Here is a 22,446-nt window from a genome sequence, read left to right on the forward strand (position 1 = left end):
TCTCCTCTCAGACCAGCTGGCGATAGTGATACTCTCCGACGCGTTCCATCCCCAGAGAGTGGTAGAGCGCGTTGGCGCCGGTATTGGCCTTGGTGCAGATCACGCTAAGGGTATGCGCGCCATTGTCCAGCGCCCAAAAGGCCGCGGCGCGCATCGCCCAGCGGCCCAGCCCCTGTCGGCGGTGCGCCGGCACGATCTCGAGCGCATGCAGCATGGCGGTGCCGTCGTGGATGGCCACGAAACCGGTGCCGGCCGGTTGATCGCGGTGACGCAGCAACAGTCCGGTTTTCGGACCTGTTGCCCGTTCCATCACGGCCAGCCGGGCAGGCCCGATGCCACCTTGGGCCCAGATCTCGCGCATGATCGCCAACGGCTCCCACAGGGTAAACACGGTGACCGGTGGCACCGGCTGGTCGGTCAGCCGCGCGACCGGGCAGGCATAGATGTTGACCGGATCGAGGATATCATAGCCCCGCGCGGCCAGCATTTCATCCAGTGCCTCATCACCCGGGCGCAGGCAAAAGATGCGTTTCTGGCCCATCGCCTGCATGGCCGCCTCGGCCGCGTCGATATCCGGCGGGGTGACCGGGCCGATACGGCTGGCCGCCGACACGCGCGAGCCGCCCCCCTGCCCTTCGCGCAGCAGGAACGGACCCAACTGCATGTACCGCGCGGCGGGCCATGTGCCATCGACCACTGCCGCCCAGTCTACCGTCACAGGCCAAGCTCCTTGGCCAGTCGCGTTGTGACCGCATCGATACGCGACCCGTCAGTACCCCGAACAACCACATTGGCCCCGAAGGCGCCGTTGACCTGGAACGGGTAACACCCGATCGACACGTCGCCGAATTCCTCGGCCACCGCGGCCAGGGTCGCCGCGATGTCACCTTCTCCCCGGTTGACCCGCAAGGTCTGAGACAACAACGGTTTTCCTCCGGTCAGGGTGGGCAACACGCTGGCCACCATCGCCTGGAAAACCAATGGGACGCCGGCCATCACATGGACATTTCCCAGTGTGAAACCTGGCGCGGTGGAAACCGGGTTTTCGATAAGCGCTGCCCCGTCAGGGATGCGCGCCATGCGCAGGCGCGCTTCGTTCAACTCCAACCCCGATTGGTCGTAATGCGCCTGCAGCAGGGTGCGGGCATCGTCGCGCACATCGATATGCGCCCCGAACGCGCGGGCGATGCAATCGGCGGTGATGTCGTCATGAGTGGGGCCGATGCCCCCGCTGGTGAACACATGGTCATAGCCCTGCGACAGCGCCTTGACGGCGGCCTCGATTGCGGGTGCGTCATCGCTGACGATGCGGACCTCTTTCAGATCGATGCCGTGTTTGGTCAGCTCTTGCGCCAGAAAATGCATGTTGGCGTCGCGGGTTCGGCCGGACAGGATTTCATCCCCGATCACCAGCATTGCGGCGGTTGGGTTGGGCATGGCACGCTCTCCTCTTGATCGACCTTTGCGGCAGGTATAGGCCCGGAACCATGCGCTTTCAAACCCCTCTTGTGCCCGCCCGCCTGATCTGCCGATACAAACGCTTTCTGGCCGACTGCAGGCTTGATGACGGGCGCGAGGTAACGGCCCATTGCGCCAACCCCGGTTCGATGATGGGTCTGGCCGAACCGGGCGAAAAGATCTGGCTTGAGCCCAATGACGACCCGAGGAAAAAGCTCAAATTCGGCTGGCGGCTGGTCGATCATGAAAACGGCCATTTCACCGGGGTCGATACCTCGTTGCCCAACCGGGCGCTGCGGGCGGCGCTCGAAGCCCGGGAAATCCCTGCATTGGCCGCCTATGAAACCGTGAGGCCCGAGGTCAGATACGGCCAGAACAGCCGCATCGACTTTTTGCTGACGCAACCCGGTCTGCCAGACGCCTATGTCGAGGTCAAAAGCGTGACCCTGTCGCGCGAACCGGGGCTGGCCGAATTCCCCGACAGCGTCACCGCACGGGGCACCAAGCATCTGGGGGAACTGGCCGAAATGGCGGCGCAAGGACACCGGGCCATCATGCTCTACCTTGTTCAGCGCACGGATTGCCGCAAATTCGCGTTGGCCGCCGATATCGACCCGGCCTATGCGGCAAATTTCGAAATCGCTCAAGCAAAGGGAGTAGAGAGACTAGTATATGGGACTCGGATTTCGCCGGAAGGGGTTACTTTGGACAAAGCATTTTCCCATAGAGCTTAAGCTGCGCTGATTTCTCGCTGCAACTGCGCAACCCTGACTATCGACAATGTGTGAACTTCGTTGACTACGGGCACGCACCAATCCAAGTGCAAATAGCCTTTGCAACTGCCAGAATTCCGCCTCCGATGGTTGCACCGAGTGATTGAATGAACACCAGCGCAGCTAAGGCCGAAGTCCCGACAAAACTCGCCAACGCTATGACAGGCGCAGACGTCAAAGTAAGAGTTGCGACTCCGGCTGCGACAACGGCGACGATTATGGCGGCCACCGTCCAGGCCGCTACTGTACAGGCCGCGCAGGAAAAACTTGGTAGGTTTTTGACGGACAGCGGCATATTGGCCTGCAGAATTCGTTGTGCCTCCGCCAAAAGTGGATCAACACGATTCCGGAAAACCTCATTGAATTCTCCAATCGAGTAATTAGGGACACACATTCCAACGCTATTCATTGTTGAACTGGGGTTATCCAATAATCTGGCTCTAAACTCTTCGTCCAGCACTGCAGCTTCGACAACATTCGCAAATAATTCGCGATTAACGTGATAGGCCATTGCATTCTCCAAATTTGCTTTGATCAATACTGATACCCTAGCAAAAACGTGGGCATTTTTAAACGGCTATGGAATTTCCCGCTGCGTGCATGAAGAACCTGCTGCATTGATCTGTCGAAAAGAGTTGTACTTGCCCCGGCAGGCACCCGCGACCCTGCGCCCTCTGGTACTTTCTGCACAAGCAGCGTAGAAGGGATGCTGCGCAGAATTTTTTGGAGCCCCGCACGAATGAAAGAGCATCGTGGCCGTCTGACGAAGGACGGTATCCGCATCTACGAACAGGCTGACTTTGCCGGCATGCACGCGGCAGGGGCTCTGGCGGCGCGCATCCTCGATGACATTGCCGAGCATGTCTTTCCCGGCCAGACCACCGGCGAGATCGACCGGATCATCACCCAGATGGTCGAGGACGCCGGCGCAAAATCGGCCACTATCGGTTATAAAGGCTATAAGCACGCCAGCTGCATCAGCGTGAACCACGTGGTCTGCCACGGGATTCCCGGGGACAAGAAGCTCAAGGATGGCGACATCCTGAATATCGACGTGACCGTGATCGTCGACGCCTGGTTCGGCGACACGTCGCGCATGTACGTGGCCGGAAAGCTGCCGCGCAAGGCCGAGCGGCTGATCCAGGTGACCCACGACGCCCTGTTCAAAGGCATTGAGATGGTCAAGCCGGGCAACACCTTCGGTGACATCGGCCACGCGATCCAGTCTTATGTCGAAGCCCACCGCATGAGCGTGGTGCGCGATTTCTGCGGGCACGGGCTTGGCCGCGTGTTCCACGCGCCGCCCAACGTGCTGCACTATGGCCGTCCGGGCACCGGCGCGGTTCTGGAAGAGGGCATGTTCTTCACCATCGAGCCGATGGTGAATCTGGGCCGCCCCGAGACCAAGACGCTGGCCGATGACTGGACCGCCGTGACCCGCGACAAGTCGCTGTCGGCGCAGTTTGAGCACTCTGTAGGTGTGACGGCGGACGGGGTAGATATCTTTACCCTGTCACCGGGCGGCAAGTTCCACCCGACCTACTCCTCCTGATCGGCGGCCTGATCGCGCAGAAGCTTCAGCAGCAGGGTGTCCGGGCCCCAAGGCGTCACCGCGTCCTGAATGAACACGGGTGCGGGCAGAGGCTGTGGCTCGGGTCCTGAGGTGGCCTGCGCCTCGAACCGGGCGGGCCAGAGCGGGCGTGAGAGTGCGCGATCCATGACCGCAGTCTAGCACAGGCCGGTCAATGACCCAAAAGCCGCGGCACGTCCTTCATGTGACGGATGACTTCGGCCCCAAGCCCGGCCATGCGCGCGCCGTCATCGTGCGGCGCATAGGCAAGGCACCTCATCTGGGCCCGGATCGCGGCGGTCACACCGTTCGCACTGTCCTCGATGACGACGGGCGACTTCGCACCGAAATGTCGGGCTGCGGTCTGGAACAACCCCGGCTCGGGCTTGGCGCTGCCGACCTCATGGGCCGAGAAGACCACGTCCTGGAACATGTTCCACAGCCCGTTCTGCCCCAAGGTGATCTGCATCTTCTCGCGACGCCCGTTCGAGGCCACACAGAAAGGGGTGCCCTGTTCGTCCAGATGGCGCAGCAACTCGGGGATTCCCGGAATCACGGGAACACCCGCGCGCAGCACATCATAGATTTGCGCATAGATCTGCTCGGTCCAGTCATCGGGCAGGTCAGCGCCCATCTTGCGCGCCGTGTCCCGGACGCCTGACATGGTGCCGCCCACGAACATTGACATGCAGTCTTGCAGGGACAGGTTCAGCCCATACCCGGCCAGGTTGTCGACCATTACTTGATTGGAGATCGTTTCACTGTCGACCAACACACCGTCGCAATCAAAGATCACCAGATCGTGCATTGGGCTCTCCGTCGCAGGTTTCGCACCTGCCTAACCCGGGGGAAACGCAGGCTCAAGCCGGACCCCTGGCGGGGTCCCGCCACATCAGCGAGATATGGGTGTCGCCGTATTTGCGCGCATCGTTCAGCGCAAAGCCTTCGGGCGGGGCCATCGGGGCGTTCTCTTCCCAGACCACCAGCGCGTCATCAGCCAGCCAGCCATTTTGCGCGGTCGCCGCCAGCGCCTTTTGCCCCAGACCCTTGCCATAGGGCGGGTCGAGGAAGATCAGGTCATAGGGGGCGCCGGGGTTTTCGCCCAGTCGCGTCGCGTCGCGGCGGATCAAGGTCGTTCGGTCGGCGCTGCGGGTCAGGTCGATATTCCTGCGGATCAGCCCCTGTGCCACCCGCCCGTCATCGACGAAGGTGACATGCGCCGCACCGCGCGACAGCGCCTCGAGCCCCAGCGCGCCGGTGCCGGCGAACAGGTCCAGCACCCGCAGCCCGTCAAAGTCGATCAGGTGGTTCAGCACGTTGAAAAGGCTTTCGCGCACCCGGTCGGTGGTGGGGCGCAGATGCGCGCCTGCATCCCCCTTGCCGACCGAGGCCAGCGCCCGGCCCCGGAAGTCTCCGGCGATGATCCTCACGCCTTGAGCAGCGGTTTCAAATCCGCTGCCGGGTCGGCCACCACCGCCGGATCGGCGGTTTTCCCCGCGTCGATCAGGCGCTTGCCGACCATGTAGGCGCGCGGGTCGTTCATCGCATCCACCGCCAGCAACTGATCGCCCTGGTAATACCAGAACGAGGTGGTCGCCCCCTCGCCCGGTCGGGTCACGACGCGGTCATAGCCCGTGTTCAGCCCGGCGATCTGGAGTTTCACGTCATACTGGTCCGACCAGAACCACGGCGTGGCCAGGTAATCCTTGCCCGCGCCCAGCATGTTCTGCGCCACCACCTCGGCCTGGTCGATCGCGTTGGGCACGCTTTCCAGACGGATGCGCCGCCCCTTGTAGGGGAACGAGGCGCAATCGCCGGCGGCCCAGATCGACGGGTCAGAGGTGCTGCCCTGCGCATCGGCCTTGATGCCGTTCTCGATCTCGAGCCCGGCCAGTTCGGCCAGTTCGGTGGCCGGGGTGATGCCCACGCCGACAACCACGAAATCGACCGCCAGTTCCGTCCCGTCGCCCAGCACCGCGTCGGTGACCTTGCCATCCGTGCCGGTGATCCGGTCAAGCCCGACGCCTTCGCGGATGTCCACCCCATGCGCGCTGTGCAGCGCGCGGAAATAGTCGCTGGTCTCGGGTGCGGCGACACGTTGCAGGATACGGTCGGCCATCTCGACCAGTGTCACCTGCACGCCGCGCTTGGCGCAGACGGCCGCGGCCTCGAGCCCGATATAGCCGCCGCCGACGATCAGCGCCCGGGCGCCTTCGGTCACGGCGGGGGCCATCGCGTCCACATCGGCCAGTGTGCGCACCACATGCACGCCCGTCAGGTCTCCGCCGATGGCGGCAGGCAGGCGGCGCGGGTGCGAGCCGGTGGTCAGGGCAAGCTGGTCGTAGGAGATCACCTCGTCGCCGATGGTCACGGTCTTGGCCACCGGGTCGATCGCCGTCACCTGCTGATCCAGCCGCAGGGTGATGTCATTCTCGGCATAGAAACTCTCGGGGCGCAGGAACAGCCGTTCCAGATCCATCTCGCCCAGCAGATAGGCCTTGGACAAGGGCGGGCGCTGATAGGGCAGCACGGGTTCCGCCCCGATCAGGGTGATCGCCCCATCAAACCCGCCCTTGCGCAGCCCGGCCACCAGGGATGACCCCGCCTGTCCGGCTCCGATCACGACGATATGGCTCATCTGGTCCGCCCCCTGTCGATTTCCCATGGCTTGTGCCACCCGCCCACCTATATTGCGGCAAGGAGCGAGTTTGCAATTTCAATCGACAGGAGCATGAAGATGATTTCAACCGGCGACACCCTGCCCGAAGCAACCCTGATCCAGATGGGCGAAAACGGACCGGAAGAGGTGCGGGTCTCCAGCAAGGTCAAGGGCCGCAAAGTGGTAATCTTTGCCGTGCCCGGCGCGTTCACCCCTACCTGCCACTCGGCCCATGTGCCCAGCTTCATGCGCACCAAGAACCAGTTCGCGGCCAAGGGCGTGGACGAGATCATCTGCGTGTCGGTCAACGACCCCTTCGTGATGAAGGCCTGGGGCGAGGCCACGGGAGCGACCGGGGCCGGGCTGACCATGCTGGCCGATCCGGCCTCGGAATTCACCAAGGCGATCGGCATGGATTTCGACGCCCCGCCCGCCGGCCTGATCGCGCGCTCCAAGCGCTACGCGATGCTGGTCGAAGACGGCAAGGTCGTGGCGCTGAACCTCGAGGAAAGCCCCGGCGCCTGCGAGATTTCGGCCGGCGAAGGCTTGCTCGAAGTCATCTGACAGGACGGCCCCGGTGCGCACCGGGGCCATGCCACAGGTCACGTTGGATGAAGGCCAATTAACTTGGCCCGCACCGTCGGAATGTGTCAGTGTTCCTGCATGGGAACCGGGAGCTCATTCATGAAAAGATTTTTAGCAGTCATTACTTTGGGCGGCGCGGGGCTGTTGACCGCGTGCGGGCCTGCGCCAACACCGCAGCAACAGGCTGCGCGCCAGCACGAGATCGCCTGTCTTGGCGGCACTCTGGGCGGAGCGTTGATCGGCGGCGCCATCGGCAACCAGTTCGGAGGTGGGTCGGGCAAGGATATTCTGACCGCAGCCGGCGCCGTGGCCGGCGGGGTCGAAGGCCAGAGATTCGCATGCTGAGGAGCGCCAGGATGAAACACTCGGTTCTATTGATGTCGGCCCTGATGATGGCAGCACATGCCGCAGCAGACAGCGTGGCCGAACTGAATGAGCGCGAATTGAACGCGATCGACGCCAACAACGACGGTTTCCTGTCGCGCGACGAATTCGATACCTTTTCGGATTACGCCTATCAGGAAATGGACGATGACAAGAACGGCACGCTCGGTCTGGACGAGGCTAAGCCGTTCATGGATCTCAAGATGTTCCAGAAGATTGACCGCAATCGCGACAACTCTATCTCTCGGTCAGAGTATGACTCGCAGATGAATGACGATTTCCTGTCTGCGGACAAAGACCGGAACGGTCAGTTGGATTGAGGCCCGGCGCCCCGGAACGGCTGACCCTGTGACCAACAGGAGCGCAGGCATGAGAGTATTTTATTGGCTTGGTGCGGTCGTTTTGCTGGCAGCGTGCGACGTCCCGCAGGCGCCGGTCGTGACCGGGCCGGACGGGCAAGCGCGCATTCAGATCAATACGGCTGGTCTGACCTGCTATCAGACGCGCTGTCTCGACATCAATCCGGCGGCGCGCAGCGTACGGATGATGGGCAACCGCACCGCCGGGATCCCGCGCGACATCGACGTGAGCGACGGCACCGTGACCCCGGCCGAGTTCCGCCGTCTGGGCGAGGTAGCGATGCTGGCTGGGGGCATGGGGTCGCGGGGCGACCGCGGCTAAAGCAGGCTGTCCATCTTGCGGGCAAGCTTGGCGTCCTGAGACGACAGGCCGCCTACGTCATGGGTGGTCAGCACCACCTCGACCGTGCGGTAGACGTTGGACCATTCGGGGTGGTGGTTCCACTTTTCCGCAAAGATCGCCACCTTGGTCATCCAGCCGAAGGCATCGACGAAATCGTCGAAGATGAAGGTCTTGGTGATCGCGTCACGATCCTTGACCATGGTCCAGCCGTTCTTGAACAGCGGATCCAGCAGCGGGCCACGGGTCTCGGTCGACAGAAGTTCGCTCATTGCTGTTCCTCCGGGTTGGCTTTTCTGAACGGGCCATAGTCCGTCAGAATCTCGATCTCTTCCCCCACCGCGCGGGACTCGGCCTCGAGATACCGCGCGACGGCGTCCGCAAAGCCTGGATCGGCGATCCAGTGCAGGCTGTGCGTGCGCGTGGGCAGATAACCCCGCGCCAGCTTGTGTTCTCCCTGCGCGCCGGCTTCGACCCGGTCCAGACCATGCGCGATGGCAAAGTCGATCGCCCTATAGTAGCACAGTTCGAAATGCAGGCAGGGGTGATGTTCGTTGCAGCCCCAATAGCGCCCGAACAAGGTCTCGCGCCCGATGAAGTTCAGCGCGCCGGCCACCGGGTATCCGCCCCGCTCGGCCAGCACCAGCGCCACGTCATCGGCCATGGTTTCGTGAACGATGTCAAAGAATTGCCGCGTCAGATAGGGTGAGCCCCACTTGCGCGCGCCGGTGTCCTGATAGAATTCCCAGAACGCGTCCCAGTGTTCGGGGCGCAGATCGGCACCGGTCAGTGTGCGGATTTCGCCGCCAAAGGCATTGGCCTGTGCCCGTTCCTTGCGGATGTTCTTGCGCTTGCGCGAGGACAGGGCGCCCAGAAAGGCATCGAAATCGGCATAGCCGTCGTTCAGCCAGTGAAACTGCTGCGAGTCGCGCGCCAGAAGGCCCATCTGCTGCCCGGCCAGCGCCTCGTCCTGGGTGCAGAAGGTAACGTGCAGCGACGACAGGCGATTGTCGGCGGCCAGTTGCACCGCCCCCTGCACCAGCGCCGACATGGCGATCCCGTCATAGCTGGGCCGTGTCAGGAACCGCCGCCCGGTGGCCGGGGTGAAGGGCACCGCGATCTGCAGTTTGGGGTAATACCGCCCGCCCGCGTTTTCATAGGCATGGGCCCAGCTGTGATCGAAGATGTATTCGCCCTGGCTGTGCGACTTGGCATACATCGGCGCGGCCCCGATCAACAGGCCGTCCAGATAGGCGGTCAGGTATTGCGGCTGCCAGCCGGTGCCCCGTCCAACCGAGCCGCTGTCTTCCAGCGCGCGCAGGAACCGGTGCGTGGTGAACGGGTCCAGCGGGCGGGTGCCGTCGGCGGCCTCGGGGCAGGCGCAACTGTCCCATTCGGCCGCCGGGATCTGATCCAGCGTCGACAGAACCCGTATTTCGATCTGTGACTGGTCCATGTGCCCTCCTGCGTCCCCTGAACTATCTGTGACGCCGGCAGCCGGGTTCAACCCGGAATGGCGGCCAGATAGTTCTCGAAGGTCACGTTGTCGGCCACCTTCCGCGCCTCGGCCTCTTGTTCGGCCGAGCGCACCGTCCAGCACAGGATCGGTACGCCTTGCGCCTTCAGCTCGGCCACGCGGGGACGGGACAGATCCTGCACCTCGTGGCTGATGAAGCCGGCGCCAACCCGGTCGAAATCGGGGATGTCGCGCAGGTGGTCGCAGACCGCGGCCGGCAGATGCTCGACTTCGGGCTTGTAGGAACAGGTCGTCACCCCACGCGGAATCTCCGGCGCCAGCCGGGCCAGCTCGGCCACCGAGTTGGGGTTGAATGACATCAGCGCGACCGGACCGTCATAGGACTTCAGCAGCGCGACCGCGTCCTGTTCCAGCCGCCCGTCCACAGGCCCCATCGCACCGTGCTGATCCTTGAACTCGATCAGCAACGGCACGCGGCCCGCCACCAGTTGCAGAACTTCCTCAAGCGAGGGGATCCCCTCGTCCCCGTGCAGCAGCGAAAGGTCCGCGGCCTCGGCCCGGGTGATCTGCTGAATGGCGCCCGGCCGCCCGGTCAGGCGCGTCAGGTCATAGTCGTGGAACACCACGGCATGGCCGTCCGACGTCAGCTGCAGGTCAATCTCGATCCCGTAGCCCGCAGCAATGGCGGCCCGGATGGCAGCCCGGCTGTTTTCCGGGCGGTTCTGGCGAATGTCATGCAGCGCCCGATGCGCGATCGGCGCGCCCATGAACACACGAGGCAGAGACGGTGTCATTGGATCTCGAAAATCCCTTCGATCTCGACGGCCACGCCCAACGGCAGCGACGCGGCGCTGACGGCCGAGCGCGAATGGCGGCCCGCATCGCCCAGCGCCTCGACCAGGAAGTCCGATGCGCCGTTGATCACCTGCGGCTGGTCGGTGAAATCGGCGGTCGAGTTCACGAATCCGGTCAGCTTGATCACCCGCACCAGCTTGTCGATGTCACCACCACAGGCCGCCTTGACCTGGGCCAGCAGGTTGATGGCACAGACCCGCGCCGCCGCCGCACCGGCAGCGACATCCATATCGGCGCCCAGCTTGCCGGTGATCAACGCATCGTCCTTCGAGATCTGACCCGACACATAGACGATGTTGCCCACCCGCACGAACGGGACGTAGTTGGCTGCCGGTGCGGGGGCGTCCGGCAAGGTCACGCCCAGGGATTCCAGTTTGGCTGCGATGCTCATGTGATTGTCCTCAATTTCATGTGACTCGGGCGGACGCTAACCGGGAACACCGCCCACGGAAAGCCGGAAACCGGCAGTTTCGCATTTGCCCGCGATTTGGGCAGGTCTCCACTCATGCGGATGTGTTGAATGCAGGCCACTTTACCCGGGTCCGGCGCGCGGGTTAAACGCTAGGAGTTTCCTTTCGGGTGCGAAACGACTATGTGCCGTTGAATTGGTCCGTTGTGCCAACGAGAAAACGTATTGATTGAGTGTCCGGCTGGATTTCATCCGGACGATCGGGAGTAACCAAGACCGTGTCCAACCGGATCCGTTTCAAGCACATCGTCGCAGTGTCGCTGTTCGCGGTTCTGTCGGCCTGCGCGTCGCAACCTCAGGACGCAGCCGCCCGCGGCGAGGTCTTCGACCCCTACGAAAACGCAAATCGCGGCATTCACAAGTTCAACCTGGGCGTCGACCGGTTCCTGTTCCGCCCGGCCTCGAAGGGCTATGTGAAAATCGTACCCGACCCGATGGTCACCAGCTTCAATAACTTCGCTGAAAACATCTCGTTGCCCGGACAGGCCGTCGACTATCTGTTGCAGGGCAATCTGAAACAATCGGGCAACGCCCTGCTGCGGTTCGTGATCAACTCGACAGTGGGCGGGTTCGGTCTGTCCAAACCGGCGGATGAGTTGAACCTACCGCCGGTTGATACCGATTTCGGCGAAACGCTTCATGTCTGGGGCTTCGGCGAAGGGGCTTATGTCGAACTGCCGTTCTACGGCCCCTCGACGACCCGGGATGCGGTCGGCGTTGTGGTCAACCTGTTCTCGAACCCGATCAACTTCTCGCCGACGCGACCGGCCGACAACCTGGGCGTCTATGCCGAGGTGGTGCGGCGGATGGGCGATCGGGGCAGATTCTCGGACACGGTCGACTCGATTCTCTATGAAAGCGCAGACAGTTACGCTCAGGCCCGCCTGATCTATTTGCAAAACCGCCGGTTCGAACTGGCAAGGGACGATGAGGATGCCTATCTGGGTCTGTATTCCGATCCCTACGCCGATACCGGCACCGACCCGGTCAGGGACCCATACCTTGACCCTTACGAGGACCCATATGAGGACCCCTATGCTGAATAACGCCATGAACCGCCGTACCTTTGCCGCCACCGCCCTGGCCGGGCTGGCCGTGGCTGGCCTTCCGCAGCAGACCCTGGCGTTGACCGAGGCCAGCGCCACGCAACTGGTCAACAACGTCGTTGCCGAAATCACGCGCGTGATCGACTCGGGCAAATCCGAAAGCGCCATGTTGCGCGATTTCGAAAAGATCTTCGTGCAGTATGCCGACGTTCCGATCATGGCGCGCTATGCGCTGGGCGCCGACGCGCGCAGCGCCAGCAAGGCGCAGATGCGCGAATTCACCAAGGCTTTCCAAGGGTATATCTCGCGCAAATACGGTCGACGCTTCCGCGAGTTTATCGGGGGTGAGGTCACCGTGAAGAATGCCCGCAAGATAAAGGCCGGCTACGAGGTTCGCAGCAGCGTCAAGCTGCGCGGCGAAGCGCCGTTCGAGGTGACCTTCCTGGTGTCGGACAAGTCGGGTCGCGACAAGTTCTACAACATGTTCATCGAAGGCGTGAACCTGCTGCTGACAGAGCGGACCGAGATCGGCGCCATGCTGGATGCGCGCAAGGGGAACCTGGATCAGCTGATCAATGACCTGAAAAAGACCGGCTGAACCAACCGTTCAGAGTAGTGATGACGCCGCGCAGGATCCCTGCGCGGCGTTTTTTGTGGCTCAGTTCAGGCGTTCGCCTGTCGCTTTCGCAAAATAGGATACTTTGCTCATGTCAAAGGCCAGGTTCAGCATCTGACCGGCCTTGGCACTGGTTTCGGCATGCAGGCGCGCGGTGACCTGTTTGCCGCCGAGTTCCGACACGACATAGGTGTCCGCGCCCGCCGGCTCGACCATGTCGACCAGGCAGGCGGCCTCTTGCACACCGGCACCAGCGCGGAACCCGGCCTCGGCGATGTCCTCGGGGCGCAGGCCCAGGATCACCTCTTCGGGCAGGTCCAGATCGCGCGTATCCGTCAGCACGATCGGGTCAGCCCCATCCCGCGCAATGGCGACCTGCGTGCCGGTCCCGTTGCGCTGGACCCGCGCCGGGATCAAGTTCATCGCCGGCGAGCCCATGAAATCGGCCACGAACAGGTTGGCGGGGCGATTGTAGATCTCGGCCGGGGTGCCGATCTGCTGCACCACGCCGCCCTTCAGCACCACGATCTTGGTGGCCAGGGTCATCGCTTCGATCTGATCATGGGTCACATAGACGATCGAGGCATCCAGCGTCTGATGCAGCTTCTTGATTTCGGTCCGCATCTCGACCCGCAGCTTGGCGTCTAGGTTTGACAGCGGTTCGTCGAACAGGAACAGCTTGGGGTCGCGCACCAGAGCCCGGCCCATCGCCACGCGCTGACGCTGGCCACCCGACAGTTGGCTGGGGCGGCGGTTCAGCAGCGGCTCGATCTGTAGCAGCGAGGCGACCTCTTTCAGCTTGGCGTCCTGTGTGGCCTGATCGACGCCGCGCACTTTCATGCCAAAGGTGATGTTCTTGGCCACCGACATGGTCGGGTACAGGGCGTAGGACTGGAACACCATCGCGATGTCGCGGTCCTTGGGGCTGACATGGGTCATGTCCTTGCCGCCGATCGACAGCGTCCCGCCTGAGATCGGCTCGAGCCCGGCGATGCAGTTCAGCAGGGTCGACTTGCCACAGCCCGAAGGGCCGACCAGAACCAGGAAATCTCCCGGTTCGATCGAGATGTTGATGTCCTTCAGAATCTCGGTTGCGCCGTAATTCTTGTATAGGTTTTGGATATCGAGGATGGGAGCCATGGGTTATCCCTTCACGGAACCGGCGGTCAAGCCGCGGATGAAATACTTACCGGCAACGACATAAACGAGCAGCGTCGGCAGCCCCGCGATGATCGCGGCGGCCATGTCGACGTTGTACTCTTTGACGCCGGTGGTTGAGTTGACGATGTTGTTGAGCGCCACGGTCACGGGCTGCGTGCCCGCCTGGCTGAACGAGACGCCGAACAGAAAGTCATTCCAGATCTGGGTGAACTGCCAGATCACGGTCACCACGATGATGGGCAGCGACAGCGGCAGGAAGATCGACCAGAAGATCCGAAAGAACCCGGCACCATCCACCCGCGCCGCCTTTGTCAGCTCGGCCGGGATGGTGACGTAGTAGTTGCGGAAGAATAGCGTGGTGAAGCCAAGCCCATAGATCACGTGGACGAAGATCAGGCCCGGAATGGTTCCGGCAATCCCCATCAGGCCCAGCAGACGCGCCATCGGCAGCAGGACCACCTGGAATGGGATGAAGCAACCGAACAGCATCAGAGAAAAGATGATGTTGGCCCCTTTGAAACGCCACTGCGCGACGACAAATCCGTTCAACGCCCCCAGAAGGGTCGAGATTGCCACGGCAGGGACCGCAATCAGGACCGAGTTCCAGAAATAGGGCCGCAGGCCTTCGCACTGGATACCGGTGCAGGCGCCTGACCACGCGGTTTTCCAGGCATCCAGACTGACCTCGCGCGGCAGCGAGATCAGCGATCCCGTACGAATTTCCTCGAGGCTTTTGAGCGATGTGGTCAGCATCACGAAAAGCGGCATCAGGTAGTAGAGCGCAAAAAGACCAAGCAGGACATACAGCAACCAACGCAGGGCAATCTTGCCCGTGGCACTCTGGCTGCGGGTTCGGGTTTGGGGCATCGACAGATCAGTCATTTTTCGCCCTCAGTTCTGAGTAGAGGTAAGGAACCACGATGGCAAAGACGACCAGCATCATGATCATTGCGGACGCCGCCGCCTGGCCGATATCGCCGCGCGAAAACGCCATGGCATACATGTATGTTGCGGGCAGATCGGTCGCATAACCCGGACCGCCGCCTGTCAGGGCGATGACAAGGTCAAAGCTCTTGATCGCGAGGTGGGCCAACACGATGAAGGCCGACAGAAAGATCGGAGCCATCGACGGAATGATGATTGCCGTATAGATCCGCCAGGTGGGGATGCCATCGACCTGTGCGGCCTTGATGATCTCACCATCCACCGACCGCAGTCCGGCCAGGAACAGAGCCATGACAAAACCCGAACTCTGCCAGATCGCGGCGATGACGATCGTGTAGATCGCGTAGTCCGGGTTCACCAGCCAGTCGAACTTGAAATTCGGAAAGCCCCAGCCTTGGACCATGGCCTCGATACCCAGACCCGGGTTCAGGATCCACTTCCACGCGGTGCCGGTCACGATCATCGACAGCGCCATCGGGTACAGGTAGATCGTACGGATCGCGCCTTCGACGCGGATCTTCTGATCCAGCAGGATCGCCAGCAGCAGGCCCAGAACCATCGCGATCACGATGAACAGCGCGCCAAAGACGTAAAGGTTGTTGATCGCCGTGTCCCAGCGGGGCGAGTCAAACAGGCGTTCATATTGGATGAAGCCCTTGATCTCGTATTTCGGCAGAAGTTTCGATCGGGTCAGCGACACCCAGGCGGTCCATCCGATAAATCCGTAGACAAAAATCAATACGGCGATGAACGACGGTGCCAGCACCACCTTTGGAAGGTGGTTTTCCAGCCATTCAGACATTTTTTCCTCCGGGGAAAGATGCTCTGCCCCGCAGTATAGGGGGCAGAGCGTGTTGGATCAGTAGCTGTTTGCCACCGCGTCCGCCAGTTGCTGAACCGCGTCAGCCGAGGACATATCCGAGTTGAAATGCGCGGTCACGACGTCGGTGATCGCACCGGCCTGCGCACCGCGCAGCGCCATACCATGCGCGTAGGACGGCAGCAGCGAGCCATTGGCGGACGAAGCGCCCATGTCTTCGGCCGAGATCTTGGCGCAAATGTCGAACTTGTCCAGCGCCACATCGGTCCGCGCCGGGATCGAACCCTTGTTCAGGTTGAACACTTCCTGGAACTTGGGGGCAACGATCAGCTTGGCCAGCAGTTCCTGACCGGCGCGCTTGTCGTCGCCGTCCACGTCGAACATGGCAAAGCTGTCGACGTTGTACAGGTATCCGTCACCGGGGGTCGAGCCACACAGGAAGTCTTCGCCCGGGACTTTGCCCGCGGCCAGGAATTCACCCTTGGCCCAGTCACCCATGATCTGGAAGGCGGCCTCGCCGTTCATGACCATCGCGGTGGCCAGGTTCCAGTCGCGGCCCGAGAAGTTCTCATCAACGAACCCGCGCAGGGTGCGCATCTGGTCAAAAATCTGAACCATCGTGTCCGAGGTCAGAGTCTCGGGGTCCAGATCGACAAAGGCCTTCTTGAAGAACTCGGGTCCACCGATGCCCAGCGCAACTGCTTCGAAAACGGTTGCGTCTTGCCAGGCCTGACCACCGTGGGCCAGCGGGATGATACCTGCGGCCTGCAGCTTCTCGGCAGCGGCGTTGAACTCTTCCCAGGTGGTCGGCATCTCGATGTCATTGGCGGCCAGGATGTCGGCATTTGCCCAGATCCAGTCGATACGGTGCACGTTGACCGGTGCGGCGCACCAGGCGCCTTCGCACTGCATATGCGCCGCGATCGAGGCGGGCAGGACTTCGGCCCAGCCCTCGGCCTCGGCAACGTTCGAGATGTCCGCCAGAACACCCTCTTCGTACCATTCCTGGATCGCCGGGCCTTTCAGCTGAACGGCGGTCGGCGCGTTGCCGGCCAGAACGCGGGCGCGCAGCGCGGTCATCGCCGCGTCTCCGCCGCCGCCCGCAACGGGCATATCCGTCCAGGTGCCGCCATTGGCCGCGAATTCTTCCTGCAGAACGGCGACCGACTTGGCCTCGCCGCCCGACGTCCACCAGTGCAGAACTTCGGCCTGCGGTTCGGCCATTACCGACGTGCCAGCCAGAACGGCCAGCGATGACGCCGTGGCGAGTGCGAAACGTTTCATGTTTGGTATCCTCCCAGATCCTTGTTTGCTGCCGCGGGGCAGCGATGCGGGACATTACCGGCAGCCGCTTGCCGTCTGGCAATGGCAAATTCCCATGTATCCGGCGCGGGCTGCAAATTTTCCCGCCTTTTGTTACAGCGTGTTACGTTGACCTTGAATCTGTTGCAGTCCGTTACAATTGAGGGCAGCGTCGAGGGGGAAATCGGGGAGGAACAGCGTGAGCATTCCACGTCTGCTGGTTGTGGATGACGATCCGGAAATCCGGTCGATGTTGACCCAGTTCTTTCACCAGAACGGGTTCATTGCCCTGCCAGCAGCAACCGAGCGCGAGGTGCTGGCGCACCTGAAATCAGGCCGCATCGACCTGATCCTGCTGGATGTGATGCTGGGTGATGAAAACGGTGTTGATATCTGCGCCCGGCTGCGCCGCGAACAGGACGTGCCGATCATCTTCGTGTCGGCCCTGTCTGCCGATCATCAGCGTATGGCCGGGTACGAGGTGGGCGCCGATGACTACATCGCCAAGCCGTTCAACCCGCAACTGCTGCTGGCGCGCGTGCGCGCGGTGATGCAGCGCGCGCGGCGCACGCCATCGCTGGCCTATCGCCGGCGGATCCGCACGTTCCGCTTTGGCGGATGGGTCTATGACGGCAAACGCGACGAGGTGCATGCCCCGGACGGGTACCAGGTGTCGCTGTCGCAGCGCGAAACCGCGTTGCTCAAGGTGCTGCTGGCCAACCCGCACATTCCGCTGACCCGCGACGAGATCGCCGCCGCGCTGGACGTGACCGGTACCGGTGACAAGCCCGAAGCGCAGGGTCGGGCCATCGACGTCCTGGTGGGGCGGCTGCGGTCCAAGATCGAGACCAACCCCAAAGATCCGCAGATGCTGCGCACGGCCCGCGGTGTCGGCTATGTCTTCGCCTGCGAGGTCACCGTGGAACAGGAGGCATGACCCTGCGCTTGCGGGATCTGGGCTGGGCCTGGAGCCTGGGTGCGTTTGCTGCCGGGTTGCTGGCGGCAGGACTGTGGTTTTCATCCGTTCGCAACTGGGACTCCTATCTGACCCGGGCCTATGTTGCCGGGTTCTCGGTCTACGAAGATCTGCGCACAGGTCGCGCCTCGCATCCCGACGTGTTGATCACGCCACTGCCGCCCGAGGCCGCAAGTCTTGCCGATGCGGGTGAATTCGAGCAGTTGCCCGACCTTGCAGGACGCCGGTTTCTGACCAACCTGTCCATTCTGACCGACAGTTCCGCGCCGCTCAGCGGGCGGAACCTGACGCTTGCGGCCTTGTCCGACCGGCTGGTCTATCCGGTATCCGACATCGTGTCGGGCAGCGATCAGACCGGACCGCAGAAGATGGGCAACCTGACACGCCTGCTGGCCACCTATTGCAGCGAACCCATTCTGGTGGCCCGGTTCGGACAGGGCGCGTGGCAGAAGATCGACGGTACGCAGGTCTGGGGGTGCGATGCGGCCCCGGCCGACCTGCGCCTGCCTGCGATCTTTCTGGCCGTCGTGGCACTTGCGATCATTCTGACATCAGTCGGCAATGTGACAGACAGCTTTTCGCGGTTCTCGCAGTCGCTGCGTGACCGCCGGCGCAGCGGGGGTCCGGACAGCTACGATATGTCCGGGCCGGCCGAACTGCGCGACATCGTATCGGCGGTCAATACGCATCTTGAGGACGAACGCGCACAGCTGGAGAAGCGTGCCACGGTCCTGTCCGGCGTCAGCCACGACCTTGGGACGCCAGCAGCCCGCGTGCGTCTGCGCGCGGCGCTGATCCCGGACGCCGAGTTGCGAGAGAAGCTGGAGTCCGATGTCGACCAGATGACAGGCATGATCGAAAGCGTGTTGACCTACACCCGCTCGGAACTGAGCATCGAGGACCCGCGCCAGATCTCACTCACCTCACTGGTCGAGTCGCTGGTTGCCGACTATCAGGACATGGATCTGCCTGTGACCCTGAAACAGGTCGCCCCGGTCGAGGTGGAGGGCGCGGCGTCGCTCTTCATGTCGCGGCGCGGGCATGGCTCGCTTCCAGAGACCCGCCGCATCCTTGTCATGGCCAGGCCGATCTCATTGAAACGGGCGTTGACGAACCTGATCGACAACGCGCTGAAATACGGGCGCCACGCGACGGTTGAACTGGCAACCGACGCGGAAACCGCCACGATTGTCGTCGAAGACAAGGGAACCAACTTGTCCGTCTCGGATATCGAGGCGCTGATGGCCCCGTTCCGGCGCGGTTCGAACATCGGGTCGTCCGACGGGTTCGGGCTGGGCCTGACAATCGTTGCAACCGTGGCAGAGCAGCATGGCGGCTCGCTGCGCTTTGAAGCGGGTGATCAGGGTCTGCGGGCACGGCTGCAGATCCGGCGCTGAGACCGTCCACACGCAGGCTAGGAATAGCTTCGCACCAAGGCGCTGGCGATCAGGGACCACCCATCCGCAATCACGAAAAACGCCAGTTTGAACGGCAGCGAAACCGTGGCGGGCGGCACCATCATCATCCCCATCGACATGAGTACCGCGGCCACTACAAGATCGATGATCAGAAACGGTAGAAATATCAGGAATCCGATCTGGAACGCGCGGGCAACCTCGGACAGCATGAACGACGGCATGAGAACCGACAGAGGCGCCTCCGGCGACAGCTCCATCGACGCGGTGTCGGGGCGCAAGGCCGCCATGGCCCGAAACGTCTCACCGTCCAGCCGCGCCGCCATGAACTCGCGGAACGGCACCATCGCACGTTCCAATGCAGGCTCTACCGCAAGCGTTTCTTCGACCATCGGGCGGATTCCGGTGTCCCAAGCCTGGGCAAAGACCGGCTCCATGATGAAGTAGGTCAGAAACAGCGCCAGGCTGACGATCAGCATGTTGGGCGGGGACTGTTGCAATCCGATCCCCTGCCGCAGAATGGCCAGTACCGTGACCAAAAAGGGGAAACAGGTCACCATGATCGCAAGGCCGGGTGCCAGGCTGAGCACCGTGATCAGCAGGATCAACTGAATGGTTCGCGCCGATATGGATCCGCCGTCGCCCAACGACAGCGACAGCTCCTGAGCCGATCCCACTGCTGGTGTCAGCACAAGGATCGCCAATGCACACCAGGCCGCCCGACACATCATCCAAGTCCGTTCTGGAAATCCGAAATCTCGGTCAGACGCACCGCCAATTGGCCGGCATTGTCCCCCTCCATTTCCTCGAGCAAACCACGGGCGACCAATTGGTCGCCGACATATAGATCCACCGGATCTTCGACCCGTTTGTCCAAGGTCAGAACGGCGTTCTCACCCATGCTCAACAGGTCGCGTATCAGGGGGCGCGCCCGACCGACGGAAACCGTCACCTCGATGGGAACGGCTTCGAACGGATTGGGTCTTTCAGGTTTGGATGCAGGTGCGTCACTCATTTGACAAAGCCTCTTTTGCCTCAAAAACATATGCGTCGAAAGCGGCGGCGATCGCGTCCAGCAGCGCGGTGCAATCAACCTCGGACCGGGCGGTGCCGACCTGCAACCGCGCCTGACCCGGCAGCAACTCGGGGTCCGCGACGACCTTGGGGAGAGGCGTTATGTCGGCGGGCAACATTGCATCGACATCCCCTTCAACACCGGGTGGAACCAACAGAAGGATCGGTTGTGCAACCTGCGCCTTGGCCATTTCGTTCAACTGCTCGATCACGCGGGTGGCAAGCCCCCGATCCAACGCCTGGGGAAGGACGGTCTGAACCAGAGCACTGAACATCGGTTCAAGCGACAAGGTCATCCGGGTCAGAGCTTCCTGGTAGGTGAAGGACATGTCGGAGAAAGCCGCCCGCATATCCTCGGTCATTGCAGCACGACCTTGGGCTTGGGCCTGCAACGCATCCTCCCACCCCGCACCATATCCGCGTTCGAAAGCGGCGAGCCGCTCTTCCTCCAATGCCTCTTCGTCCAGCAACCGCAGATTCGCGCCGTCGGCCTGAGCCGTGAAATCCTCGAGCAGGTGGGCGATCGACATCACACCTTCTCCTTGTTTTCTTCCAGCCAGCTCCGCAGAATTTCGACCGTCTCTTCCTGTTTGTCCCCGATCATGGCGCGCAGACGGCCGACCGCATCTTCGCTTGCCGACGAGCCAATCGCAGGCACAGAGCCTCCGTTTTCACCCTGGCCTGTGAGAGCGCTGAATTCCTGTCCATCCGCATCCGAGATTTCACCGACAAGATATGGCGCGCCGCCCTCGGCAGGGGCCGCGGCAGGCGGCAAGGCTGGCACTGCGGCCGAACCGGTCAGGATCGGCCGGATCACGAACAGCCCCATGATCAGCGAGACCATGGCCAACACTGCCATCTGTATCAGCGACATTGTATCCAGATGGATGCTTTGCCAGACCGAAGCGGTCGCCAATGTTCCCTGCGGTTCGACATTGGGCAGTTCCAGGGATTTCAGCGTGATGACATCCCCGCGATCCGCGTTGAAGCCCACGGCCGAGGCGACAAGCTCTTCCAGAGCGTCCAGTTCCGGCTGTGCCATCGGTACAAAAACCTCGGCTCCGGTGGCGTCCGTTGTGCGGGTACCGTTGACGAGAACGGCAACCGTCAGACGTTTGATGGCCCCGGGCACCCGCAGAACTTCAAGCTCGGTCTCTGAAACCTCATAGTTGATCCGCTCGCGGGTTTGCGTGGCTGAAGAATTCGATTCATCGCTGCCATTGCCGTCCCCGTCCGGCAGGTTGGACGCGACCGTCACATCAGACGACTGATTGCGGGAGGTATCCGACCGTTCCTCGACATCGGTGCTGATTGCGACACGGCCCTTGGGGTCGAACCGCCGCTCTCTTATGGATTCTGTCTCGGTGACCGTGTCGACGCTGACTTCGACCACCGCATTGCCGGGTCCGACGCGCGCCTCGACCAGCCGCAGGACGCGGTCGCGCAGGACCTTGGCCTTGTCATCGGCAGTGTCGGCGGCGACCGCCGTCTCTTGGGGGCCGATCACCGCACCGTTGGAGTCGATCACCGCAACATCCTCGGGCGCGAGGCCGGTCACGGCGGAGGCCACCAGAAAACGGATCGCCTTGGCCTGTTCGACCGTGATCTTGGCCCCGGATGGCACCAGATAGACTGAAGCAGTTGGCGGAACGCTGGGCTGGAACGGGCTTGTGGACCCGCTGGCAATGTGAACCCGCGCCTGCCCCACATGAGGACTGCTGACGATGGTTCGCGCCAGTTCACCCTCCTTGGCGCGCCAATAGGCAGCGTCGAACATCTGCGAGGTCGTACCGAACCCACTCAGCGTGTCCAGCAGCTCATAACCCCGGTTGCCATTTGCAGGCAGACCCTCGCTTGCCAGGGTCATGCGCAACTCGTCGCGTTGCGAGCCCGGAACATAGATTGAGCCGCCACGAATCTCGTAGGTGACACCGCGTTGATCCAGGGCCCGGACGATATCCCCCGCTGCCCCGCTTTCAAGCCCCGCATAGAGAAGTGTCATGGACGGAGATGTCACCAACCGCGACATCGCCAAGACACTCAGGAACACGACGACAGCCGCCCCCGCCACGATGATTTGTTTGCGCCTGCCCAAACTTGCCCAGACAGTTCCGATCTGCTGCACGCTCACCTCCGACTCGCCGACATTCTGTGCGGCTCGT

At 62.4% G+C, this 22,446-nt stretch carries 29 protein-coding genes; 10 read left to right on the forward strand and 19 right to left on the reverse strand.

Annotated elements, in window-relative coordinates:
- Positions 1-7: 7 nt before the first annotated feature.
- Complete coding sequence (locus AC2FNL_RS17605; RefSeq protein WP_170405999.1) at positions 8-718, reverse strand: GNAT family N-acetyltransferase; 711 nt, start codon at positions 716-718, stop codon at positions 8-10.
- Positions 715-1,437 (reverse strand): competence/damage-inducible protein A, encoded by a 723-nt coding sequence (locus AC2FNL_RS17610; RefSeq protein WP_496834521.1) that lies wholly within the window; start codon positions 1,435-1,437, stop codon positions 715-717. The genes AC2FNL_RS17605 and AC2FNL_RS17610 overlap by 4 nt, the downstream gene beginning before the upstream one ends.
- Positions 1,438-1,487: 50 nt before the next feature.
- Between AC2FNL_RS17610 and sfsA the strand changes: the two genes are divergently transcribed.
- Entirely contained in the window at positions 1,488-2,192 is a 705-nt protein-coding gene (sfsA, locus tag AC2FNL_RS17615; RefSeq protein ID WP_496834522.1) for a DNA/RNA nuclease SfsA, read from the forward strand.
- Positions 2,193-2,256: 64 nt separating this feature from the next.
- Here the strand turns inward: sfsA and AC2FNL_RS17620 are convergent, their stop codons facing one another.
- Complete coding sequence (locus tag AC2FNL_RS17620) at positions 2,257-2,742, reverse strand: hypothetical protein (RefSeq protein ID WP_496834523.1); 486 nt, start codon at positions 2,740-2,742, stop codon at positions 2,257-2,259.
- A gap of 228 nt (positions 2,743-2,970) precedes the next feature.
- On the opposite strand from AC2FNL_RS17620, the gene map reads away from it, so the two are divergent.
- Entirely contained in the window at positions 2,971-3,783 is an 813-nt protein-coding gene (map, locus tag AC2FNL_RS17625; RefSeq protein WP_496834524.1) for a type I methionyl aminopeptidase, read from the forward strand.
- Here map and AC2FNL_RS17630 read toward each other — a convergent pair.
- The 4 genes from AC2FNL_RS17630 to AC2FNL_RS17645 are packed head-to-tail and all read right to left on the reverse strand — an operon-like array spanning position 3,771 to position 6,439.
- Positions 3,771-3,950, reverse strand: coding sequence for a hypothetical protein (locus tag AC2FNL_RS17630; RefSeq protein ID WP_496834525.1), 180 nt, complete (start codon positions 3,948-3,950; stop codon positions 3,771-3,773). The genes map and AC2FNL_RS17630 overlap by 13 nt on opposite strands.
- 23 nt (positions 3,951-3,973) lie before the next feature.
- Entirely contained in the window at positions 3,974-4,609 is a 636-nt protein-coding gene (locus tag AC2FNL_RS17635; RefSeq protein WP_496834526.1) for an HAD family hydrolase, read from the reverse strand.
- Between the two features lie 52 nt (positions 4,610-4,661).
- The gene (rsmD, locus tag AC2FNL_RS17640) at positions 4,662-5,231 is read right to left on the reverse strand and encodes a 16S rRNA (guanine(966)-N(2))-methyltransferase RsmD (protein WP_496834527.1); all 570 of its coding nucleotides are present in this window, start codon (positions 5,229-5,231) and stop codon (positions 4,662-4,664) included.
- The gene (locus AC2FNL_RS17645; RefSeq protein WP_496834528.1) at positions 5,228-6,439 is read right to left on the reverse strand and encodes an NAD(P)/FAD-dependent oxidoreductase; all 1,212 of its coding nucleotides are present in this window, start codon (positions 6,437-6,439) and stop codon (positions 5,228-5,230) included. The genes rsmD and AC2FNL_RS17645 overlap by 4 nt, the downstream gene beginning before the upstream one ends.
- A gap of 99 nt (positions 6,440-6,538) precedes the next feature.
- Here AC2FNL_RS17645 and AC2FNL_RS17650 point away from each other — a divergent pair, with 99 nt between their 5' ends.
- From AC2FNL_RS17650 to AC2FNL_RS17665, 4 genes are all read left to right on the forward strand, one after another.
- Complete coding sequence (locus tag AC2FNL_RS17650) at positions 6,539-7,024, forward strand: peroxiredoxin (RefSeq protein WP_093964394.1); 486 nt, start codon at positions 6,539-6,541, stop codon at positions 7,022-7,024.
- Positions 7,025-7,144: 120 nt separating this feature from the next.
- Positions 7,145-7,390, forward strand: coding sequence for a glycine zipper 2TM domain-containing protein (locus AC2FNL_RS17655; protein ID WP_093964393.1), 246 nt, complete (start codon positions 7,145-7,147; stop codon positions 7,388-7,390).
- An 11-nt stretch (positions 7,391-7,401) separates the two neighbouring features.
- Positions 7,402-7,749: an EF-hand domain-containing protein gene (locus AC2FNL_RS17660; RefSeq protein WP_496834529.1), complete on the forward strand. Its 348-nt coding sequence runs from the start codon at positions 7,402-7,404 to the stop codon at positions 7,747-7,749.
- Between the two features lie 49 nt (positions 7,750-7,798).
- Positions 7,799-8,110: a hypothetical protein gene (locus AC2FNL_RS17665; protein ID WP_093964392.1), complete on the forward strand. Its 312-nt coding sequence runs from the start codon at positions 7,799-7,801 to the stop codon at positions 8,108-8,110.
- On the opposite strand, the gene AC2FNL_RS17670 is transcribed toward AC2FNL_RS17665, so the two are convergent.
- From AC2FNL_RS17670 to AC2FNL_RS17685, 4 genes are read right to left on the reverse strand one after another with little or no spacing between them, the layout of a single operon-like run.
- Positions 8,107-8,400 (reverse strand): 4a-hydroxytetrahydrobiopterin dehydratase, encoded by a 294-nt coding sequence (locus AC2FNL_RS17670; protein WP_093964109.1) that lies wholly within the window; start codon positions 8,398-8,400, stop codon positions 8,107-8,109. The genes AC2FNL_RS17665 and AC2FNL_RS17670 overlap by 4 nt on opposite strands.
- On the reverse strand, positions 8,397-9,584 hold the full coding sequence (locus AC2FNL_RS17675) for a GNAT family N-acetyltransferase (protein ID WP_496834530.1): 1,188 nt from the start codon (positions 9,582-9,584) through the stop codon (positions 8,397-8,399). Before AC2FNL_RS17675 ends, AC2FNL_RS17670 begins: the two co-directional genes overlap by 4 nt.
- Positions 9,585-9,631: 47 nt before the next feature.
- Positions 9,632-10,399, reverse strand: a complete 768-nt coding sequence (locus AC2FNL_RS17680) for a glycerophosphodiester phosphodiesterase family protein (protein WP_496834531.1) — start codon at positions 10,397-10,399, stop codon at positions 9,632-9,634.
- The gene (locus tag AC2FNL_RS17685; protein WP_005980179.1) at positions 10,396-10,851 is read right to left on the reverse strand and encodes a RidA family protein; all 456 of its coding nucleotides are present in this window, start codon (positions 10,849-10,851) and stop codon (positions 10,396-10,398) included. The genes AC2FNL_RS17680 and AC2FNL_RS17685 overlap by 4 nt, the downstream gene beginning before the upstream one ends.
- Before the next feature lie 296 nt (positions 10,852-11,147).
- Between AC2FNL_RS17685 and AC2FNL_RS17690 the strand changes: the two genes are divergently transcribed.
- Together AC2FNL_RS17690 and AC2FNL_RS17695 are read left to right on the forward strand one after the other, a co-directional pair.
- Complete coding sequence (locus tag AC2FNL_RS17690) at positions 11,148-11,975, forward strand: MlaA family lipoprotein (protein WP_170341043.1); 828 nt, start codon at positions 11,148-11,150, stop codon at positions 11,973-11,975.
- Positions 11,965-12,573 carry an MlaC/ttg2D family ABC transporter substrate-binding protein gene (locus AC2FNL_RS17695; RefSeq protein WP_093964105.1) on the forward strand — a complete coding sequence of 203 codons (609 nt, stop codon included), beginning with the start codon at positions 11,965-11,967 and terminating at the stop codon, positions 12,571-12,573. Before AC2FNL_RS17690 ends, AC2FNL_RS17695 begins: the two co-directional genes overlap by 11 nt.
- 60 nt (positions 12,574-12,633) lie before the next feature.
- On the opposite strand, the gene AC2FNL_RS17700 is transcribed toward AC2FNL_RS17695, so the two are convergent.
- The 4 genes from AC2FNL_RS17700 to AC2FNL_RS17715 are packed head-to-tail and all read right to left on the reverse strand — an operon-like array spanning position 12,634 to position 16,801.
- Positions 12,634-13,731: an ABC transporter ATP-binding protein gene (locus AC2FNL_RS17700; RefSeq protein WP_496834532.1), complete on the reverse strand. Its 1,098-nt coding sequence runs from the start codon at positions 13,729-13,731 to the stop codon at positions 12,634-12,636.
- Positions 13,732-13,734: 3 nt separating this feature from the next.
- The gene (locus AC2FNL_RS17705; protein ID WP_093964103.1) at positions 13,735-14,634 is read right to left on the reverse strand and encodes a carbohydrate ABC transporter permease; all 900 of its coding nucleotides are present in this window, start codon (positions 14,632-14,634) and stop codon (positions 13,735-13,737) included.
- Entirely contained in the window at positions 14,627-15,499 is an 873-nt protein-coding gene (locus tag AC2FNL_RS17710) for a carbohydrate ABC transporter permease (protein ID WP_093964102.1), read from the reverse strand. The genes AC2FNL_RS17705 and AC2FNL_RS17710 overlap by 8 nt, the downstream gene beginning before the upstream one ends.
- 57 nt (positions 15,500-15,556) lie before the next feature.
- Positions 15,557-16,801, reverse strand: a complete 1,245-nt coding sequence (locus AC2FNL_RS17715) for an ABC transporter substrate-binding protein (protein ID WP_496834533.1) — start codon at positions 16,799-16,801, stop codon at positions 15,557-15,559.
- Positions 16,802-17,018: 217 nt separating this feature from the next.
- Between AC2FNL_RS17715 and AC2FNL_RS17720 the strand changes: the two genes are divergently transcribed.
- Complete coding sequence (locus tag AC2FNL_RS17720) at positions 17,019-17,756, forward strand: response regulator transcription factor (RefSeq protein WP_496834534.1); 738 nt, start codon at positions 17,019-17,021, stop codon at positions 17,754-17,756.
- Positions 17,753-19,192, forward strand: coding sequence for a sensor histidine kinase (locus tag AC2FNL_RS17725; RefSeq protein WP_496834535.1), 1,440 nt, complete (start codon positions 17,753-17,755; stop codon positions 19,190-19,192). Before AC2FNL_RS17720 ends, AC2FNL_RS17725 begins: the two co-directional genes overlap by 4 nt.
- A gap of 17 nt (positions 19,193-19,209) precedes the next feature.
- On the opposite strand, the gene fliP is transcribed toward AC2FNL_RS17725, so the two are convergent.
- From fliP to fliF, 4 genes are read right to left on the reverse strand one after another with little or no spacing between them, the layout of a single operon-like run.
- On the reverse strand, positions 19,210-19,938 hold the full coding sequence (gene fliP, locus AC2FNL_RS17730; protein ID WP_093964098.1) for a flagellar type III secretion system pore protein FliP: 729 nt from the start codon (positions 19,936-19,938) through the stop codon (positions 19,210-19,212).
- On the reverse strand, positions 19,938-20,225 hold the full coding sequence (locus AC2FNL_RS17735; RefSeq protein WP_093964097.1) for a FliM/FliN family flagellar motor switch protein: 288 nt from the start codon (positions 20,223-20,225) through the stop codon (positions 19,938-19,940). The genes fliP and AC2FNL_RS17735 overlap by 1 nt, the downstream gene beginning before the upstream one ends.
- Entirely contained in the window at positions 20,218-20,814 is a 597-nt protein-coding gene (locus AC2FNL_RS17740) for a FliH/SctL family protein (protein ID WP_496834536.1), read from the reverse strand. The genes AC2FNL_RS17735 and AC2FNL_RS17740 overlap by 8 nt, the downstream gene beginning before the upstream one ends.
- On the reverse strand, positions 20,814-22,409 hold the full coding sequence (gene fliF / locus AC2FNL_RS17745; RefSeq protein WP_496834537.1) for a flagellar basal-body MS-ring/collar protein FliF: 1,596 nt from the start codon (positions 22,407-22,409) through the stop codon (positions 20,814-20,816). The genes AC2FNL_RS17740 and fliF overlap by 1 nt, the downstream gene beginning before the upstream one ends.
- Between the last annotated feature and the right edge of the window lie 37 nt (positions 22,410-22,446).

It is taken from the genome of Ruegeria sp. CRTD044 (assembly GCF_059613485.1).

What these genes read in the sequence shown, in the direction of transcription:
- AC2FNL_RS17740 (WP_496834536.1), bottom strand. Translation starts at nt 20,814, where the DNA reads ATGTCGATCGCCCACCTGCTCGAGGATTTCACGGCTCAGGCCGACGGC.
- AC2FNL_RS17665 (WP_093964392.1), top strand. Translation starts at nt 7,799, where the DNA reads ATGAGAGTATTTTATTGGCTTGGTGCGGTCGTTTTGCTGGCAGCGTGC.
- AC2FNL_RS17635 (WP_496834526.1), bottom strand. Translation starts at nt 4,609, where the DNA reads ATGCACGATCTGGTGATCTTTGATTGCGACGGTGTGTTGGTCGACAGT.
- AC2FNL_RS17650 (WP_093964394.1), top strand. Translation starts at nt 6,539, where the DNA reads ATGATTTCAACCGGCGACACCCTGCCCGAAGCAACCCTGATCCAGATG.
- fliP (WP_093964098.1), bottom strand. Translation starts at nt 19,938, where the DNA reads ATGTGTCGGGCGGCCTGGTGTGCATTGGCGATCCTTGTGCTGACACCA.
- AC2FNL_RS17645 (WP_496834528.1), bottom strand. Translation starts at nt 6,439, where the DNA reads ATGAGCCATATCGTCGTGATCGGAGCCGGACAGGCGGGGTCATCCCTG.
- AC2FNL_RS17620 (WP_496834523.1), bottom strand. Translation starts at nt 2,742, where the DNA reads ATGGCCTATCACGTTAATCGCGAATTATTTGCGAATGTTGTCGAAGCT.
- AC2FNL_RS17715 (WP_496834533.1), bottom strand. Translation starts at nt 16,801, where the DNA reads ATGAAACGTTTCGCACTCGCCACGGCGTCATCGCTGGCCGTTCTGGCT.
- AC2FNL_RS17695 (WP_093964105.1), top strand. Translation starts at nt 11,965, where the DNA reads ATGCTGAATAACGCCATGAACCGCCGTACCTTTGCCGCCACCGCCCTG.
- AC2FNL_RS17700 (WP_496834532.1), bottom strand. Translation starts at nt 13,731, where the DNA reads ATGGCTCCCATCCTCGATATCCAAAACCTATACAAGAATTACGGCGCA.
- AC2FNL_RS17670 (WP_093964109.1), bottom strand. Translation starts at nt 8,400, where the DNA reads ATGAGCGAACTTCTGTCGACCGAGACCCGTGGCCCGCTGCTGGATCCG.
- AC2FNL_RS17685 (WP_005980179.1), bottom strand. Translation starts at nt 10,851, where the DNA reads ATGAGCATCGCAGCCAAACTGGAATCCCTGGGCGTGACCTTGCCGGAC.
- AC2FNL_RS17610 (WP_496834521.1), bottom strand. Translation starts at nt 1,437, where the DNA reads ATGCCCAACCCAACCGCCGCAATGCTGGTGATCGGGGATGAAATCCTG.
- AC2FNL_RS17655 (WP_093964393.1), top strand. Translation starts at nt 7,145, where the DNA reads ATGAAAAGATTTTTAGCAGTCATTACTTTGGGCGGCGCGGGGCTGTTG.
- AC2FNL_RS17735 (WP_093964097.1), bottom strand. Translation starts at nt 20,225, where the DNA reads ATGAGTGACGCACCTGCATCCAAACCTGAAAGACCCAATCCGTTCGAA.
- AC2FNL_RS17630 (WP_496834525.1), bottom strand. Translation starts at nt 3,950, where the DNA reads ATGGATCGCGCACTCTCACGCCCGCTCTGGCCCGCCCGGTTCGAGGCG.
- AC2FNL_RS17725 (WP_496834535.1), top strand. Translation starts at nt 17,753, where the DNA reads ATGACCCTGCGCTTGCGGGATCTGGGCTGGGCCTGGAGCCTGGGTGCG.
- sfsA (WP_496834522.1), top strand. Translation starts at nt 1,488, where the DNA reads ATGCGCTTTCAAACCCCTCTTGTGCCCGCCCGCCTGATCTGCCGATAC.
- AC2FNL_RS17660 (WP_496834529.1), top strand. Translation starts at nt 7,402, where the DNA reads ATGAAACACTCGGTTCTATTGATGTCGGCCCTGATGATGGCAGCACAT.
- AC2FNL_RS17680 (WP_496834531.1), bottom strand. Translation starts at nt 10,399, where the DNA reads ATGACACCGTCTCTGCCTCGTGTGTTCATGGGCGCGCCGATCGCGCAT.
- AC2FNL_RS17675 (WP_496834530.1), bottom strand. Translation starts at nt 9,584, where the DNA reads ATGGACCAGTCACAGATCGAAATACGGGTTCTGTCGACGCTGGATCAG.
- map (WP_496834524.1), top strand. Translation starts at nt 2,971, where the DNA reads ATGAAAGAGCATCGTGGCCGTCTGACGAAGGACGGTATCCGCATCTAC.
- AC2FNL_RS17710 (WP_093964102.1), bottom strand. Translation starts at nt 15,499, where the DNA reads ATGTCTGAATGGCTGGAAAACCACCTTCCAAAGGTGGTGCTGGCACCG.
- AC2FNL_RS17705 (WP_093964103.1), bottom strand. Translation starts at nt 14,634, where the DNA reads ATGACTGATCTGTCGATGCCCCAAACCCGAACCCGCAGCCAGAGTGCC.